Origin of the sequence: Flavobacterium sp. CSZ (genome assembly GCF_015350725.1) — a bacterium.
Classification (GTDB): Bacteria; Bacteroidota; Bacteroidia; order Flavobacteriales; family Flavobacteriaceae; genus Flavobacterium.
In genome coordinates this window covers 66,117-82,064 of sequence record NZ_JADKPQ010000015.1, presented here as the reverse complement: position 1 = coordinate 82,064, position 15,948 = coordinate 66,117, and the positions used below count along the sequence as shown (strand labels likewise).

Sequence of the window (15,948 nt, the reverse complement as noted above, 5' to 3'; positions counted from 1 at the left end):
ATAAAAAACACAACACAATGAAAAAATCATTATTTGCAATGGCTGCAATATTAGGACTTGCCTTAACAAGCTGTAGTTCTGACGACAATAACAAAAGCGACGATAACAAAAGCACTTTTGTTGTAAAAGTTGACGATTTAAAAGGAGAAATTACTAATGGAACTGTAACTTTAGATCCTACTCAAACTTACACTTTAACTGGAGGATTAGTTGTTAAAGGCGGAGCAAGCTTAGTTATTCCTGCCGGAACAGTAATTAAAACTTCTCCTTCTGCACAAGCTACTTCTTTATTTATTGCTGTAGAAAGAAATGCAAAAATCCACATTAACGGTACTGCTGCTAAACCAGTAGTTATGACATCTGGAAAAGCAACTCCTGCTCAAAGTGACTGGGGTGGTTTGATTATCGCTGGTAATGGTAAAGTAAACACTGGAGACAATGGTACTTCTGAAGTAGGTGCTTTAAGCTATGGTGGTAATGATAATACAGATTCTTCTGGAAACATTAACTTCTTAAGAATTTCTTACACAGGTTCTAAATATACTGCTGATAAAGAATACAATGGAGTTTCTTTCTTCGGAGTAGGTTCAGGAACGGTAGTATCTGATATCTATGCTTTCGAAAGTGGTGATGACGGAATTGAGTTCTTCGGAGGAGCAGTAAATGCTTCTAACTTAGTGATCATAAACTCTTATGATGATTCATTAGATTTTGCTGACGGATGGCAAGGTACTGTTACAAACGTTTACATTAAAGGTGTTACTAAAGCTGGTGTTGAAGGATCTAACAACTTAAAAGACCCAAGTACAGCTGTTCCAATGACTAACGGTAAAATTACTAACATCTCTATCATCAAAGGTGATGCTGCATTTTTAGCTGACGAAAAAGCAATCAATTACAAAGAAGGTGGTGGAAAACAAACTTACACAAATTTATATGTTGCTGACGGAATGCCTAAAGACCTTGCAAAATTATCTACAGATGCTGGTGCAGTTGCAAATATCGCTGCTGGAAACTTCACTATCACAAACTATACTTTTGGAGCTTCTGTAACTGCTTTTGATGGTCCTAAATTATCAGGAACAACTACTGGTGCAACTGGTGCTGGTGCTGGTGCTGAATTACCATCTTGGGCTAGCTGGACTAAGTAATTACATAAAGTTGTAGAAAAAACGCAATCACCTATTGATCAGTAGATTTCTAATAACTTCGAAATAAATTGTTAAAAACATCCTAAAAATTTAGGATGTTTTTTTTTGGCGTGCTTTTTGTAATTTTTTTTTGTATATTTACGGTAATCAAAAAAATGCGATGGCAAAAAACTACTTTTATATTACATTCTTATTGGCTTTTTTCTTTACTATAAGTGTCTCGGCACAAGATAGTAAGCAATTACCAAAACCTCAAAGTGCAAGCAACATTGAGGGTTTAAGCTTGTACCCTAATCCCGTTAATAACGGAAAAGTATATATCTCTTCTAAAAATGATTTAGAAAAGGAGATTATAATTTTTGACGTTTTAGGTAAAAAAGTCCTTCAGGCACATTTAAGCTCAAAAGAATTAAATGTCTCAGAGCTTGTTCCAGGTGTTTATATCATCAAAATAAGCGAAGAAAATGCTTCTGCAACAAGAAAGCTCATCATTCGATAAATTATAAAAAAAGCTCCTTTTTCAGGAGCTTTTTTAGTTTTCAGTCACAGTCACAGTTTTCAGGCTCACAGAAAACCGAAAACTGCCGCTGAAAAACTGCTACTAAAAACTAAAAACAATATCTTTGCACAAAAAAAGTTTTGATTATAGCCAACGATATGTTTACGATTTCGAGTCAGAAACAATTTGAAAAGATAGCTTTAAAAGTATTTCGTTTTCAACATGAAAACAACGTTGTATATCGTGATTTCTGCGATTTCCTGAAAGTCAATCCACAACAGGTAAAATCGCTGGAGCAAATTCCATTTTTACCCATTCAGTTTTTCAAAAGCCATGATGTAGTTTCTACTAACGATCCGGCTCAGGTTACTTTTACCAGCAGCGGAACAACCGGAATGATTACAAGCCGACATATAGTGACCAATGTTTCCCTATATGAGGAAAGTTACCGCAATGGATTTTCGCAGTTTTACGGCAATATCGAAGATTACGTTGTTTTAGCCCTTTTACCGTCTTATCTCGAACGCGACGGCTCTTCGTTAATTTATATGGTCGAAGACCTTATAAAACTATCCAATCAGCCTGAAAGCGGGTTTTATTTACACAATCACGACGACTTGATAAAAAAACTAACTGCTCTTGACGAATCAGGTCAAAATGTTATTTTAATTGGCGTTACTTATGCCTTATTGGATTTAATTGAAAAACATCAATTCAACCTTCAGAACACCATCATTATGGAAACCGGAGGAATGAAAGGCAGACGTAAAGAAATGATTCGCGAAGAATTGCACGAGATTCTTTGCAAAGGTTTTGGTGTTTCGGCAATTCATTCAGAATACGGTATGACCGAACTTTTAGGACAAGCCTATTCTCTGGGCGAAGGTGTATTTGAATGTCCGTCATGGATGCACATTTTAGTTCGTGATCCCGAAGATGCTCTCACTTACGTGAAAGATGGAAAAACAGGTGGAATAAACGTTATTGATTTAGCCAACATCAACTCTTGCTCTTTTATAGCTACGCAGGATTTGGGCAAAAAAAATCCCAACAACTCTTTCGAGGTATTGGGACGTTTTGATAATTCTGATATTCGTGGTTGTAATTTGATGATGCTTTAGCGTTTAATCGTGGATTTGCTAAATCGTTTAATCGTTTTGCACTCGATTAAACAGTTAACCAATTAAACAGTTAAACCTTTTAAACCACTCTAATCACAAAATAATTCTTCTTCCCACTTTGTAACAACACAAACTGATTGTTAATCAAATCATTTGCAGTCAATACAAAATCTTCTTTTATTTTTTCTCTGTTTACCGAGATTGAGTTAGCTGTTAATGCACGTCTCGCCTCTCCGTTTGACTTAAAGAAACCTGTTTTTTCATTTAAAACCGAAATAATATCCAATCCATTTTCTAAATCTGCTTTTGCGATTTCGGCTTGAGGAACTCCGTCAAAAACTTCTAAAAAAGTAGTTTCATCTAATTTCTTCAAATCATCTGCAGTAGAATTTCCAAACAAAATATTCGAAGCCTGGATTGCTTTTTCTAATTCTTCTTCAGAGTGAACAAAAATCGTGATTTCTTCAGCCAGTTTCTTTTGTAATACTCTTAAATGCGGAGCCGTTTTGTGCTCTTCGATCAAAGCATCAATCGTTTCTTTATCTAAGAAAGTAAAGATTTTAATGTATTTCTCAGCATCAACATCAGTTGAATTTACCCAAAATTGGTAAAATTTATATACCGAAGTTTTATCAGCATCCAGCCAAACATTTCCACCTTCAGATTTCCCGAATTTAGAACCGTCTGCTTTTGTAATTAATGGCGTTGTCAAAGCAAAAGCTTTTGCATTCTCTCCGCCCATTCTGCGCACTAATTCTGTACCTGTGGTAATATTACCCCATTGGTCAGAACCGCCCATTTGCAAAACGCAATTATTGTTTTTATATAAATGATAAAAATCGTATCCTTGAATTAATTGATAAGTAAACTCTGTAAAAGACATTCCTTCGCCTTCTCCGGCAAATCTCTTTTTTACCGAATCCTTCGCCATCATATAATTTACCGTGATACGTTTTCCAACTTCACGTGCAAAATCAATAAACGAGAATTCTTTCATCCAGTCATAGTTGTTTACCATAACCGGAGCATTTGCTTCTTTTGAATTAAAGTCTAAGAAACGAGACAAAACACTTTTTATTCCCGCAACATTTTTAGCCAAAGTTTCTTCGTTCAACAAATTTCTTTCGTCAGATTTTCCAGATGGATCACCAATCATTCCGGTTGCACCACCTACCAGGGCGATAGCTTTATGACCGGTCCTATTTAAGTGAACCAATAAAATAATCTGAACCATACTACCAATATGTAGCGAATCTGCCGTTGGATCAAAACCTATATATGCCGTTGTTACCTCTTTAAGCAATTGTTCTTCCGTTCCTGGCATGCTATCATGATATAACCCTCGCCACTTTAATTCTTCAACTAGATTCTTCATTTTTAAAATAATTTGTGCAAATGTAATCAATGTCAATATCAAAATCAAAAAGCAATGCCACAAAGACGTTAAGACTCAAAGGAAATAATAAAAAAACAGAGATCACCTTCTTTCAATTAAAGCAAATAACAATTATAAGCTTTGTGTCTTTGCAGTAAAAAATAACAAACAAAAAACTTTGTGGCTTTGTGGCTTTGTGGCAAAATCGGTATATTTACAAAATGGTATTAGTAACTGGAGGAACAGGTTTAGTAGGCTCGCATTTATTGCTTCATTTAATTGAAAATGGAGAAAATGTCCGGGCTATTTATCGAAACCAGAACAACATTCAAAAAACTAAATCGGTTTTTGAATTGTATAAAAAAGGAGATTTATTCGAAAAAATCAATTGGCTTGAAACCGATATTCTTGATGTTCCCTCACTAGAAACTGCTTTTATCGATATTGACTACGTTTATCATTGCGCTGCTTTCATTTCTTTTGATCCTAAAGACGAAGAATCTCTTCGAAAAACCAATATCGAAGGAACTGCCAATATGGTTAATTTTTCTATTGCCAAAGGAATAAAGAAATTCTGTTTTGTAAGTTCTATTGCCGCTCTGGGCGATATAGCACCACACGAAACTTATATTACCGAAGAAACCGACTGGAATCCTGAGAAACCCCACAGCGATTATGCGATTTCTAAATATGGTGCCGAGATGGAAGTTTGGCGCGGACTTCAGGAAGGTCTTGATGTTATTATTATAAATCCCGGGGTAATTTTAGGTCCAATTTCAGCAACAAAAATCTTCGATGAGGGAAGTGTCGAATTGTACCGAAAAGTAGCCAACGGACTCTCATTTTATACGCTGGGAAGTACTGGTTTTATCGCCATAAATGATGTGATTGGAATTGCACATGAATTAATGAAAAGCGACATCAAAAACGAGCGTTTTACTTTAATTGCCGACAATATTGTTTTTAAAGATATACTGGACACAATTGCTGAAGCTTTAAAAGTAAAAAAACCAGGCACTCATGCGAAGCCTTTATTGATGAATTTTCTTTGGATAGCGGATGCAGCATTTTCAACTTTGTTTTTTCAAAAGAGGCGTCTTACAAAAGCAACTGCAAAAGCTTCTTATTCTAAGAATCTGTACTCGAATGAAAAAATAAAAACCGCTCTGGGAACGGTTTTTCTAGATGTACATCAATATATAAAAGGCGTTTAGTTCTAAAACTATCTCTTTTTTCTTAATTGTATTAATTGTTTTATCGAATCGATAGTAGCTTGCTGTTTCAAAGGTTTCTTAACCGCTTCTTTTATTGAATCTGTTTCTTTCTTTTTCTTTTCTTTAGCTGCTTTTTTATCTTCGATTTTCATGATCGAATCTGTAGCTCTTTGGTTTACCGCCAATCGTTTGCTCACTTCGTCGAACATTTCTTTATAAGCTTCATAATCGGTTGCGTAATACATATTGCTTTGGGCAAATTGCAGGCTATCAACCTTAAACTTTCTTAAAATAAATTTTACAGGATCTGTTTCAACTGAGTCCAGCGAGATTGGATTTTGATATTTCATTGCATCCAAAAGAGACAAATCATACATAATATCAATCATCTTTTCTTTCTCGATAAGTTTTGCAGGTTGTTTGACCAACTCTTTTTTACAACTTACAGAAAGAAACAAAACCAATATTATTACTATACAATTTTTCATTTCAGCTTTTTATCTATCAAACAATAATCTTTTTCCGTTGCGAAGGTCTTTTACTTTAAAATTATTATAAACCAGTTCCCCATTCACGAAAGTGTGGGTGATTCTTGATTTAAAAGTATAATTTTCAAAAGGTGACCATCCGCATTTTGCCAGGATATTTTCCGGTTTTACACTCCATGGCAAACTTGGATTTACAATAACCAAATCGGCAAAATAACCTTCTTTTATAAAACCTCTTTTTTCGATTTTGAAAATTTTAGCCGGATTGTGGCACATTTTCTCTACGATTTTCTCTACAGTAATTTTTCCCTGGTGATGCGCTTCGAACATTGCCACAACAGCATGTTGTACAAGCGGCCCTCCCGAGGGTGCATTTAGATAAGATTGCATTTTTTCTTCTTTGGTATGAGGCGCATGATCTGTAGCAATTACATCAATACGACCATCGTTTAAAGCTTTCCAAAGTTCTGCTCTGTCCTGAGCAGTTTTTACAGCAGGATTCCATTTGATGAAATTTCCTTTTGTTTTATAATCTTCATCGGTAAACCAAAGATGATGCACACAAACCTCTGCGGTAATTTTTTTATCTTCTAATGGAATTTTATTTGTAAACAACTCCATCTCTTTCGCAGTCGAAAGGTGAAAGATATGCAAACGTGCTCCGGTTTTCTTTGCCAAAGCCACGGCTTTTGATGATGAAATATAACAAGCCTCAGCACTACGAATCAAATGGTGCGCCGTTACGGGAACATCATCGCCATATTGCTCTTTAAAAGCGGCAAGATTATTCTGGATCGTAGTTTCGTCTTCGCAATGCACAGCAATTAACATTGGCGTGCTTGAGAATATTTTCTCTAAAGTCGCTTCGTTATCTACCAACATGTTTCCGGTAGATGAACCTAAGAAAATCTTGACTCCGGCAACATTTTTCGGGTTGGTTTTTAGAACTTCTTCCAGATTATCATTGGTTGCACCCATCATAAAAGAATAATTCGCAAATGATTTTACGGCAGCAATTTGATATTTATCTTCTAAAATTTCCTGAGTTACCGCATTAGGAACCGTATTAGGCTGCTCGATAAAAGAAGTAATTCCTCCCGCAACCGCAGCTCTCGATTCTGATTCTATATCACCTTTATGTGTTAATCCCGGCTCTCTAAAATGTACCTGATCATCGATTGCACCAGGAATCAAATAACTTCCTTCGGCATCTATCACTTTACAATCGGATGATTTTAGACTGATACTGTCTGCTACCTCAACGATCAAGTCGTTTTCGATCAGGACATCACCTTCAAAAATAGATCCTTCGTTTACAATTTTAGCATTCTTTATTAAAATCCTGTTCATCGCCATTGTGGTATTATAAGGTATTGAATAATTTTTTTAATCTTAGTGAAATTACACCAAGAATAGCTTCTTTGATAATGGCATTGCTCATTTTCGAAACTCCTTTTGTTCTGTCTGTAAAGATAATAGGAACCTCAGTAATTTCAAATTTAGCACAATAGGTTCTGTATTTCATTTCGATCTGAAAAGCATAACCCACAAATTTTATTTTGTTAAGATTGATTTTTTCCAAAACTTCTCTTTTGTAACAAACAAAACCTGCTGTGGCATCATGAATTTTCATTCCGGTAATAAACTTCACGTAAACAGAAGCAAAATAAGACATTAAAACACGGCTCAATGGCCAGTTTACCACATTTACGCCTGTTACATAACGAGAACCAATAGCTAGATCTGCTCCGCCAAAATGGCAAGCATCAAATAATTTTTCAAGATCATTGGGGTTGTGAGAAAAATCAGCGTCCATCTCAAAAATGTAGTTGTATTTGCGCTCTAAAGCCCATTTGAAACCGTGAACATAAGCAGTTCCTAAACCTGATTTTTTGGATCTTTTTTCTAAAAACAGCCTGTCAGGAAATTCTTCCTGCAACGCAATTACCTTATTGGCCGTAAAATCGGGCGAATTATCATCAATAATCAAAAGATGAAAGGGTTTGTGTTGTGAGAGTACAGCTCTAACTATACTTTCAATATTTTCGATTTCGTTGTAAGTGGGGATTATGACAATACAATCATTCATTTTTCTGCGTAAATTTCCTCGCAAAAGTAAACTTTTTATAGCATTTGATTCATAATAAATATATAATAAAAGTATTGAGACAAAAAATTACTAATTTTGTGTCGTTATGATTGAACAACTTCACCCTCGAATTATCGAAAACAAAGACTGGGCGACACTTTTATTTGTGTTAACCTTTGCTGTTGTTGCTATGACTAAATCAGCTTATGAAACTAGATTTAGCGAATTCAGCAAGCTTATTTTCTCAGACAAATACGCGAAGATCTATCGCGACAACAACCACCTGAAGAGTAGTTTTACCGTTGGTTTGTTTTTCGTTCAGGTTATTTCGTATGCATTTTTCATTCAGTTGACGATGCATATTTTTTCAGAAGATACCAAAACGGGAACTTATAGCATTTTAAAAACCGACTGGATACTGTTTATTCAGATCGCTACATTTTTACTTTATTTTATTCTGGCGAAGTTTTTAATCGAAAAAATTGTTGCAACTTCATTCAACATCGAGGAGTTTGCCGACCTTTTTAACTTACAAAAAGTTACTTACAGAACTTATATTGGCGTTTTGGTGCTTCCTATTAATGCTATTTTGTTTTATTATGACAATATTCCTAAAATTATACCACTGGCAATCATAGGTATTTCGCTATGTATCAGCCTCTACTCATATTTTATTTCAATAAAAACGTATCAAAACGTAATAATCAGCAAGTTATTTTATTTTATTTTATATCTTTGCGCTCTTGAAATAGCACCTTATTATTTTCTCTATTATTGGATTACAAAAGTAAGTGCTTAGAAAAAGTTTACAATATGAAAGTGAAAACAATTTTGGTGTCACAGCCTGAACCTAAAGTGGAAAATTCTCCTTACTTTGAGCTCCAACAAAAACACAAAATAAAAATTGATTTCAGACCATTTATTCATGTGGAAGGGGTTAATGCAAAAGAGATCCGATTACAAAAAATCGATCTTAATCATTATACTGCTATAATTTTGACAAGCCGTAATGCGGTGGATCACTTTTTTAGAGTAGCAGATGAAATGCGTTATAAAGTTCCTGAAGGATTGAAATATTTCTGCCAATCTGAAGCTGTTGCATTTTACCTGCAAAAGTATGTTGTGTATAGAAAACGTAAGATTTACGTTGGAGCAAAAGATTTTGCAGACTTATCACCTCTTATCAAAAAGTACAAAGACGAAAAGTTCTTGTTACCAGCATCCGATCAATTGAATGCTGATGCTCCTATAACGTTAAACAATCTAAAAGTAGACTGGGCACAAGCTGTTTTTTATAAAACAGTAATGAGCGACTTATCTGATCTTGCAGATGTTTATTATGATGTTTTGGCATTTTTCAGTCCAACCGGAATTAAATCATTATTTAAAAACTTCCCGGACTTTAAGCAAAACGAGACCAGAATCGCTGTTTTTGGAAGCACAACTCAAAAAGAAGCTCTTGATCATGGTTTAAGAATAGATATTCTTGCTCCAACTCCTGAAACTCCTTCTATGACCATGGCTTTAGAAAAATACATCGCAGAAGCAAATAAAGGAAAATAATCCTTCTTTAAAATATTCAATTTTTAAAATTCCAAATTCCAACTTTAATGCTGGGATTTGGAATTTTTTCTTTTTAAATCACTTTGGATTTTAAGTATCTAAACACAATCATTGTCATCCACGAACGAGGGATCTCCGCAAGAAACTACGTAAAGTAAGTTACCTATCTTTGTCGAGCTATCCGCGGAGATCCCTCGTTCGTGATGACAAAAATGCGCATAATAACTTTGAACGTAGCCATTTGTCAAAGTTCCTTTCGGTCTTTATTTAAATTTCACATTTTAAGAACTTCTCTTTACTTCCTTAATCCTTAATGGTAAAAAAAAAAAAAAAACTCAACGCTGAGAAAAATAATTCAAACCTTTATTTTTTAAATATTTTAAAGTTTTATTCCTAAATTTGATTTCTAACTAAAACCAAATAACTAAAATTAGTTTCAAATTACAACTCTCATGAAAATCAACTCCCTTTTAATCGAAATTGATGGTATCGACAAAGAAATCCTTCGTTACTTAATGGATGATGCCAGAAAACCTATTTTGCAAATCGCCAATAAAATAGGCATTTCAGGAGCTGCGATTCATCAGCGTTTAAAAAAACTGGAACAATCGGGCGTTATTTCAGGTTCGAAATTTACCGTAAACCCTAAAGTTTTAGGATATAACACTATGGCGTTTGTTGGTGTTTATCTGGACAAAGCTTCCCGAAACTCCGAAGCTGTAAAAGATCTCAAAAAAATCCCCGAAGTTCTCGAGTGTCATTATACCACAGGAAACTGGTCTGTATTAATCAAAATCATTTGTCGCGACAACGAACATTTGATGCAGCTTTTAAACACTAAAATTCAAGCCATAGAAGGTGTTTCAAGAACTGAAACGTTTATATCGCTGGATCAGCAGATCGATAGGCAGATACAATTGTAAATGAGATAATGTGTCAATTTGATAATTAGATAATTTTTTAAAATCTTTATGACGAATATTAGACCTGAGATTAAAACCATTCTATTTTTTATATTTTACTTTGTAATAGCATTCATAGGAGAAAAAACAAGTCCGAGTGGCGTATGCACGACGGGTGCAGGCTTTTTATTATTTTTACTTTCAATTCCGGTGAGTATAATTTATTCTTCAATTCTTTATTACAAATATTATAAATCAGAGAACAAACAATACTTAAACTCCATTTATATTATATCCGGAATTTGGGTTTTCCTATTTATCTCTTTAAGTTTCAGCAATTCATAAAAAAACCCGATTAGCGTTAAAACTAATCGGATTTTCTATAAATCGTCTAATTATCAAATTGACACATTATCTCATTTTTAATTCCTCCTGCTTCCGGAATAAATCGAGATATAGTACAGCAGCGTTGCAATAGATCCTATAGCCGCTACAACATAAGTTCTTGCAGCCCATTTTAAAGCATCTTTTGCTCCTGCCTGTTCTTCTTGTGTCAGCATGTGTTTATTTTCCAACCAGGCAAGCGCTCTGTTACTCGCATCGTATTCTACAGGCAAAGTTATAATGGTAAACAATGTTGTTGCAGCAAAAATCACGATTCCTACCAGTAGTAATTGCGGAAAAGTCCTGATCATTAAAATTCCGGCCAGCAAAATCCATTGTACATAATTTGAGGCAATACTTACAATTGGCACCAGTTTAGAGCGTAAAGTCAGCCATTCATAACCTATAGAATGCTGCACAGCATGGCCGCATTCGTGCGCCGCAACAGCAGCTGCAGCCGCATTACGATGATTGTAAACTGCTTCGCTTAAATTTACTGTTTTATCTGAAGGATTATAATGATCTGTTAATTGTCCCGGAGTCGAGATTACTCTAACATCAGTAATTCCGTTATCAGCCAACATTTTTTCGGCAATTTCCGCACCACTCATTCCGTTTCTTAACTGTATTTTCGAATATAATTCAAACTTACTTTTGAGTTTTGAACTCACTAACCAGCTGAGCAACATAATTGCTCCTGCAATAATTAAATATCCACTTCCCATATTTTTTTACTTTTATTTGATTGATTACTAAAGTTACAAAAGAAACTGCAATTTCTGAACCAATTTAAAAAAATGTCATTTTGGCATTTTACAGGACATTTTTTTCAATCTAAAAGATTGTTTTTCAACAGTAGTGTTATTAATTCTGCGACATTTTTGGTTTTGTATTTCTGAAGGATATTTCGTCTGTGGGTCTGTACCGTTAAAAAGCTCAAAAAAAGTTCATCGGCAATTTCCTGGGTTTGTTTTCCTTTTGAAAGTAAAATAGCGATATCCTTTTCTCTTCGGCTTAAACTCGGAATAGTATCCAGATCTTCAGATAATGGCTGACTTACAATTATTTTAACCTCATCGCTAAAAACAATTTCACCCTCAATTGCTTTATTGATACAGTTTTTAAATTCGTCAAATGAAGCACTTTTCAAAATATAACCATTTCCTCCATTCTGAATAAATTGCATCACTAAACTTCGTTCAGACTGGCTGCTCATTCCAATAACAACTACCTGCGGAAATTTCTGTTTAATAGCTTTACACAAATCGATACCCGTTATCACTGGAAGAAAAATATCCAATAAAACCAAATCTACTTCGTTGCACTCCATATAATCAAGAAGCGCAACTCCGGACTGCATTTTTTCGATAATTTCAACATTTTCTAAATCAGATAAAAGTCCTGAAATACCCGAAATTACAATAGGATGATCATCAACCACCACCATTTTATATTTTTTACTCATTTTCCTGATTTTCGTTGATTACATTTAATTCAATATATGCCGATGTTCCCTGATTAGGTTTACTGTCAATTTCTAATTTTCCGTTTAGGAATTCCACACGGTTTTTGATGTTTTTCAATCCCATTCCGTTTTTATTTTTTGGGTCGAAAACATCAAAACCAACCCCATTATCTTCAACCGTAATAAAAAACACATCTTTATTTTGAGAGCACGAAACCAAAACCTGACTGGCCTTTGCATATTTTAAGGCATTATTTAATAACTCCTGAATAATCCTGTAAATCATGATTTCGGAATTTTTAGGAAGCCTTGATTTTTTTATCAAATACTGAAATTCAACTTTGGTAACAGCATTTGAATTTGCAGCGCATAAATCTCTTAAAGCATGTTCTAAACTTAGCTCCAGCAAACTTTCGGGCATTAGATTCTGTGATATGTTTCGAAGCTCTTTTATCGAATTATCAAGCAGGGCATCTACTCCGTTTACAGTTTCAGCATTTTCTTTTTTTGCCAGATTTAAATGAATTTTTACACTCGAAAGCATACTTCCCAGACCATCATGCAGATCTCTGGCGATTCTTCTGCGTTCCATTTCTTCTCCCTGAATCAAGGCTTTAGAAACCGAAAGTTTATGACGATTTTCAAAAGCAGACAGTTCTTGCTTAAGGTTGATTTCTTTTTGAATGCTTAATTTCTTTTGGTTTTTATTAAAAATCCACAAAAACAAGACAATCACAAGTAACAGAAAAGACAAACCTGCAAAAAGGAGTGAATTCAAACGGTTGCTGTACACCATTAAGGCGGCTTTATCATTTAGCGATTGCAGCATCGTTATTTTTTTCTCGCTTTCGGCTTTTTTGTATTTTGCTTCAAGTTCTACAATTTCACTTTTAAACTTAGTATTGTTTAAACTATCGTTTACTGCATTGTGTTTATTAGAATAATAATAAGCTTTGTCATACTCTTTTGTAGCATTGTATACCTTGGCCAATTCGTTGTAATAATTCTTTTTATCTATAACAAAAGGAGTATTCTTTAAAAGGTATTCTAAATTCTTTTTTGCTTTTTCATAATTCCTCAACTTAAAAAGCACTTCATACTCAGCAAATTTTAATCGGTTTACCGCAATTGCATTCTGATGTTTTTCGGCAGACTTTATTCCTTTCTCGTAACTTTCTAAAGCAATTGTATTTTTATTTTGTTTCGCATAATACAATCCTTCAGCATAAAAATAGGAATCGTTTAAGTTTGATTCAGGAAAGTTTTTTAAAGTCAAAAATGCCTTATCAAGTATTTTTTTGGCGTCATAAAAATGCTTTAGTTCTATTAGGTTTTCGGCATTTATGATATAAGTTTCCATTCTTGACTCTGCAAGTGTTGGCGATTTTTTAATCGCCCTTTCGATATATTTCAGGGCCTCGCTTAAATATTCGCTTGCTTTTTCACGCTCGTTATTATTCATAAAAATAATTGCAACCGCTTTATACAAACCACTTATAAGCTCATAATCACGACTTTTTTTGGCAGCAGGAATGGCTTCATTAATCAGCAGTTTCATATAAAGCTTTTCATTATTCTTTCGTTGCTGCATGATACCGTAATTCTGCAGGATAATTGCCCTGAGTCGAAATGCTTCGGTATTGTAATACTTTTTTAGTTTGTTGTTTCCTTCAAGCAGTGCTTTTTCGAAACCATCAACATCTCCTTTTTCTAAAAAACTATAGGAATTGTAAAATACTCCCGCATCGTTTAAAAACGGAAATTTGCTTTTTAGTTTATTGGCCTGCTCTAAATATTCTTTTGATTTTTTAGCATCCTGAACCATCAAATATAGTTTAGACAACTTAAAGCTATACAAACATTTAACACTATCTGACTTTGTATTTTTAGTGATTTTAGCAATACTGTCTATATAAACCGAATCATCATCAAGAGAAAGAATTACCTGGGAATGCGAAACGACAGATAAAAAAAGGGATAATATTAATAAGTAGATTTTCTTCATAAAGTGGTATTTATTCAAAAATATCAAATAAAAAAATGTTTGAAAAGGAATTCCACCACTTTTACCTGATATCAGGTAATGCAAAATGCATTTTATCAGGTATTGCCACCTCTTGAATAAGTGCCTAATTTTGTTTTAACGAAATGTTAATTATTAAAAAAAATAGTATGAAATCAATTTTTAAAACTTTAGCGATTGTATTAACTCTGGCTTTTACAGTAGGATCTTGCAGCAGCGATGACGATAATGACTCACAACCAGTTTCTAGAGATGTAAAATATGAGCTAACCGGAAATTTTACCGGAGAACTTAGTACAATTTATTTTGACAAAGGCGGAAATCCGTTAAATGAGGACGTTACCAAATTGCCTTGGACTAAAGAGATTACCGTTGATGCAGATGTTAATGGTGTAACAGCTAGCGCAAGTGGTCATGGTGGCCTTAAAGATCAAACTTTAACTGCCAAAATTTATGTTGGCGGTAAAGTAGTAAAAGAATCTACCGCAAAAGCAAACAGTGACGGAATCATTGTAGTAACTCTTGTGCCTTACGTTTTTCCCCTATAATTTTTTAGGAGTAGAATTTTTATTTTAATTTTGGAAAAAAGAAGCTCTGCATTATTGCAGAGCTTCTTTTTTATTCCGCAAATTGATTGTTGATCACTTCAAACTTCTCAATTAGTCCATTAATTTTAGTTTGCTGTTTTTTAATTTGTTTCGGACGAATGTAAAACCAGTTCAATGCAATCCAAAGCAATGTAATTCCATAGGTGAAAATTGCCCAAAAAGCAGTCATCCTCACTGTGTATTCATACATATACAAACCAATTCCCACTCCAAGTAGTACAAAATACAAACTCAAAATGGTCGATTGCATGCATTGTTGTTTTTTTCTAATCGAAATTAACTGCTGTAAATATTCCTGATTGGTTTGTGTCGAATCGATATTTTTATAAGTCCCCAACAATCTGTTATAAACACCCACATACATTACCATGGCCAAAATCACTAAAATGATTCCAATTTTGGTCGAAATAAATTCGGGCTGATAATGGTACCATACAAAAATTACAAAAGCAGTTGTTGCTGCAAGTAAGATATTAGTTCTCCACAAAGATCTTAAACTTGATCTTTTAAACTGTTTTAATCTCAGTAACAAATCTTCGATATTGTACTGATTTACGGTTTGTTTTTTCCATAAATCTTTAAAGTCTATATTATTGTTGTCCATTTTCTTTAAATTTTTGAGTCAGTTTTTCTTTTATCCTGTAAATTTTAACTCTCACATTTGCTTCGGAAAGTCCCACAATTTTGGCTATTTCTGCTTGCTTTACATCTTCTAATTCCAGCGAAATAATGATACGGTCTGTTTCCGCTAATTCTGCAATACATTTGTACAAAAACTGGATTTGAGGTTCTATTGAAGCCTGTTTTTCCTCCGTAAGATGATTGGGCAAATCCGATTTCAGGAAACGTCTCTCTTTTTCAATCTGCCTTAAACAATTATTAGATGCGATTCTAAAAATCCAGGTTCCTATACCGGATTCATTTCGAAAAGTTTCCAGCTGCTGCCAAACAATAATGAAAGTTTCCTGTGCCAAATCCTGCGCAATATCATAATTGTTTACAAACCCCATACAAAGCCTGAAGATCCTCTCCCAATATGTTTTATAAATAGTCTCAAATTCCATTT

The 15,948-nt window shown here is 34.2% G+C and carries 17 protein-coding genes; 8 read left to right on the top strand and 9 right to left on the bottom strand.

What is annotated here, in order from left to right:
* Window positions 1–17 precede the first annotated feature (17 nt).
* The 3 genes from IRZ78_RS17380 (at window position 18) to IRZ78_RS17370 (ending at window position 2,771) form a co-directional block, all read left to right on the top strand.
* Window positions 18–1,151: a hypothetical protein gene (locus IRZ78_RS17380; protein ID WP_194617747.1), complete on the top strand. Its 1,134-nt coding sequence runs from the start codon at window positions 18–20 to the stop codon at window positions 1,149–1,151.
* A 160-nt stretch (window positions 1,152–1,311) separates the two neighbouring features.
* Window positions 1,312–1,650 (top strand): T9SS type A sorting domain-containing protein, encoded by a 339-nt coding sequence (locus IRZ78_RS17375; protein ID WP_194617746.1) that lies wholly within the window; start codon window positions 1,312–1,314, stop codon window positions 1,648–1,650.
* 140 nt (window positions 1,651–1,790) lie between these two features.
* Complete coding sequence (locus IRZ78_RS17370; protein ID WP_194617745.1) at window positions 1,791–2,771, top strand: acyl transferase; 981 nt, start codon at window positions 1,791–1,793, stop codon at window positions 2,769–2,771.
* 79 nt (window positions 2,772–2,850) lie between these two features.
* On the opposite strand, the gene tyrS is transcribed toward IRZ78_RS17370, so the two are convergent.
* On the bottom strand, window positions 2,851–4,146 hold the full coding sequence (gene tyrS, locus IRZ78_RS17365) for a tyrosine--tRNA ligase (RefSeq protein WP_194617744.1): 1,296 nt from the start codon (window positions 4,144–4,146) through the stop codon (window positions 2,851–2,853).
* A 221-nt stretch (window positions 4,147–4,367) separates the two neighbouring features.
* On the opposite strand from tyrS, the gene IRZ78_RS17360 reads away from it, so the two are divergent.
* Window positions 4,368–5,360, top strand: a complete 993-nt coding sequence (locus IRZ78_RS17360) for an NAD-dependent epimerase/dehydratase family protein (RefSeq protein WP_194617743.1) — start codon at window positions 4,368–4,370, stop codon at window positions 5,358–5,360.
* Between the two features lie 8 nt (window positions 5,361–5,368).
* Here the strand turns inward: IRZ78_RS17360 and IRZ78_RS17355 are convergent, their stop codons facing one another.
* From IRZ78_RS17355 to IRZ78_RS17345, 3 genes are read right to left on the bottom strand one after another with little or no spacing between them, the layout of a single operon-like run.
* The gene (locus IRZ78_RS17355; RefSeq protein ID WP_194617742.1) at window positions 5,369–5,848 is read right to left on the bottom strand and encodes a DUF4296 domain-containing protein; all 480 of its coding nucleotides are present in this window, start codon (window positions 5,846–5,848) and stop codon (window positions 5,369–5,371) included.
* 9 nt (window positions 5,849–5,857) lie between these two features.
* Window positions 5,858–7,198 carry a dihydroorotase gene (locus IRZ78_RS17350; protein ID WP_194617741.1) on the bottom strand — a complete coding sequence of 447 codons (1,341 nt, stop codon included), beginning with the start codon at window positions 7,196–7,198 and terminating at the stop codon, window positions 5,858–5,860.
* Between the two features lie 13 nt (window positions 7,199–7,211).
* Window positions 7,212–7,937, bottom strand: a complete 726-nt coding sequence (locus IRZ78_RS17345) for a polyprenol monophosphomannose synthase (RefSeq protein WP_194617740.1) — start codon at window positions 7,935–7,937, stop codon at window positions 7,212–7,214.
* 106 nt (window positions 7,938–8,043) lie between these two features.
* Between IRZ78_RS17345 and IRZ78_RS17340 the strand changes: the two genes are divergently transcribed.
* The 3 genes from IRZ78_RS17340 to IRZ78_RS17330 all read left to right on the top strand — a co-directional run bounded on the left by IRZ78_RS17340 (window position 8,044) and on the right by IRZ78_RS17330 (window position 10,423).
* Entirely contained in the window at window positions 8,044–8,736 is a 693-nt protein-coding gene (locus IRZ78_RS17340; protein ID WP_194617739.1) for a DUF4271 domain-containing protein, read from the top strand.
* A 14-nt stretch (window positions 8,737–8,750) separates the two neighbouring features.
* Window positions 8,751–9,500, top strand: coding sequence for a uroporphyrinogen-III synthase (locus IRZ78_RS17335; RefSeq protein WP_194617738.1), 750 nt, complete (start codon window positions 8,751–8,753; stop codon window positions 9,498–9,500).
* A 452-nt stretch (window positions 9,501–9,952) separates the two neighbouring features.
* Window positions 9,953–10,423, top strand: a complete 471-nt coding sequence (locus tag IRZ78_RS17330) for an Lrp/AsnC ligand binding domain-containing protein (protein WP_035681816.1) — start codon at window positions 9,953–9,955, stop codon at window positions 10,421–10,423.
* A 401-nt stretch (window positions 10,424–10,824) separates the two neighbouring features.
* Here IRZ78_RS17330 and IRZ78_RS17325 read toward each other — a convergent pair whose 3' ends face one another.
* The 3 genes from IRZ78_RS17325 to IRZ78_RS17315 all read right to left on the bottom strand — a co-directional run bounded on the left by IRZ78_RS17325 (window position 10,825) and on the right by IRZ78_RS17315 (window position 14,256).
* On the bottom strand, window positions 10,825–11,511 hold the full coding sequence (locus tag IRZ78_RS17325) for a zinc metallopeptidase (protein WP_194617737.1): 687 nt from the start codon (window positions 11,509–11,511) through the stop codon (window positions 10,825–10,827).
* A gap of 104 nt (window positions 11,512–11,615) precedes the next feature.
* Window positions 11,616–12,251, bottom strand: coding sequence for a response regulator transcription factor (locus tag IRZ78_RS17320; RefSeq protein WP_194617736.1), 636 nt, complete (start codon window positions 12,249–12,251; stop codon window positions 11,616–11,618).
* The gene (locus tag IRZ78_RS17315; RefSeq protein WP_194617735.1) at window positions 12,244–14,256 is read right to left on the bottom strand and encodes a sensor histidine kinase; all 2,013 of its coding nucleotides are present in this window, start codon (window positions 14,254–14,256) and stop codon (window positions 12,244–12,246) included. Before IRZ78_RS17315 ends, IRZ78_RS17320 begins: the two co-directional genes overlap by 8 nt.
* A 167-nt stretch (window positions 14,257–14,423) precedes the next feature.
* Between IRZ78_RS17315 and IRZ78_RS17310 the strand changes: the two genes are divergently transcribed.
* Window positions 14,424–14,822, top strand: a complete 399-nt coding sequence (locus IRZ78_RS17310; protein WP_194617734.1) for an MmpS family transport accessory protein — start codon at window positions 14,424–14,426, stop codon at window positions 14,820–14,822.
* Window positions 14,823–14,892: 70 nt separating this feature from the next.
* Here the strand turns inward: IRZ78_RS17310 and IRZ78_RS17305 are convergent, their stop codons facing one another.
* On the bottom strand, window positions 14,893–15,486 hold the full coding sequence (locus IRZ78_RS17305; protein WP_194617733.1) for a hypothetical protein: 594 nt from the start codon (window positions 15,484–15,486) through the stop codon (window positions 14,893–14,895).
* Window positions 15,473–15,946 carry an RNA polymerase sigma factor gene (locus IRZ78_RS17300; RefSeq protein ID WP_194617732.1) on the bottom strand — a complete coding sequence of 158 codons (474 nt, stop codon included), beginning with the start codon at window positions 15,944–15,946 and terminating at the stop codon, window positions 15,473–15,475. The genes IRZ78_RS17305 and IRZ78_RS17300 overlap by 14 nt, the downstream gene beginning before the upstream one ends.
* Window positions 15,947–15,948: the final 2 nt, after the last annotated feature.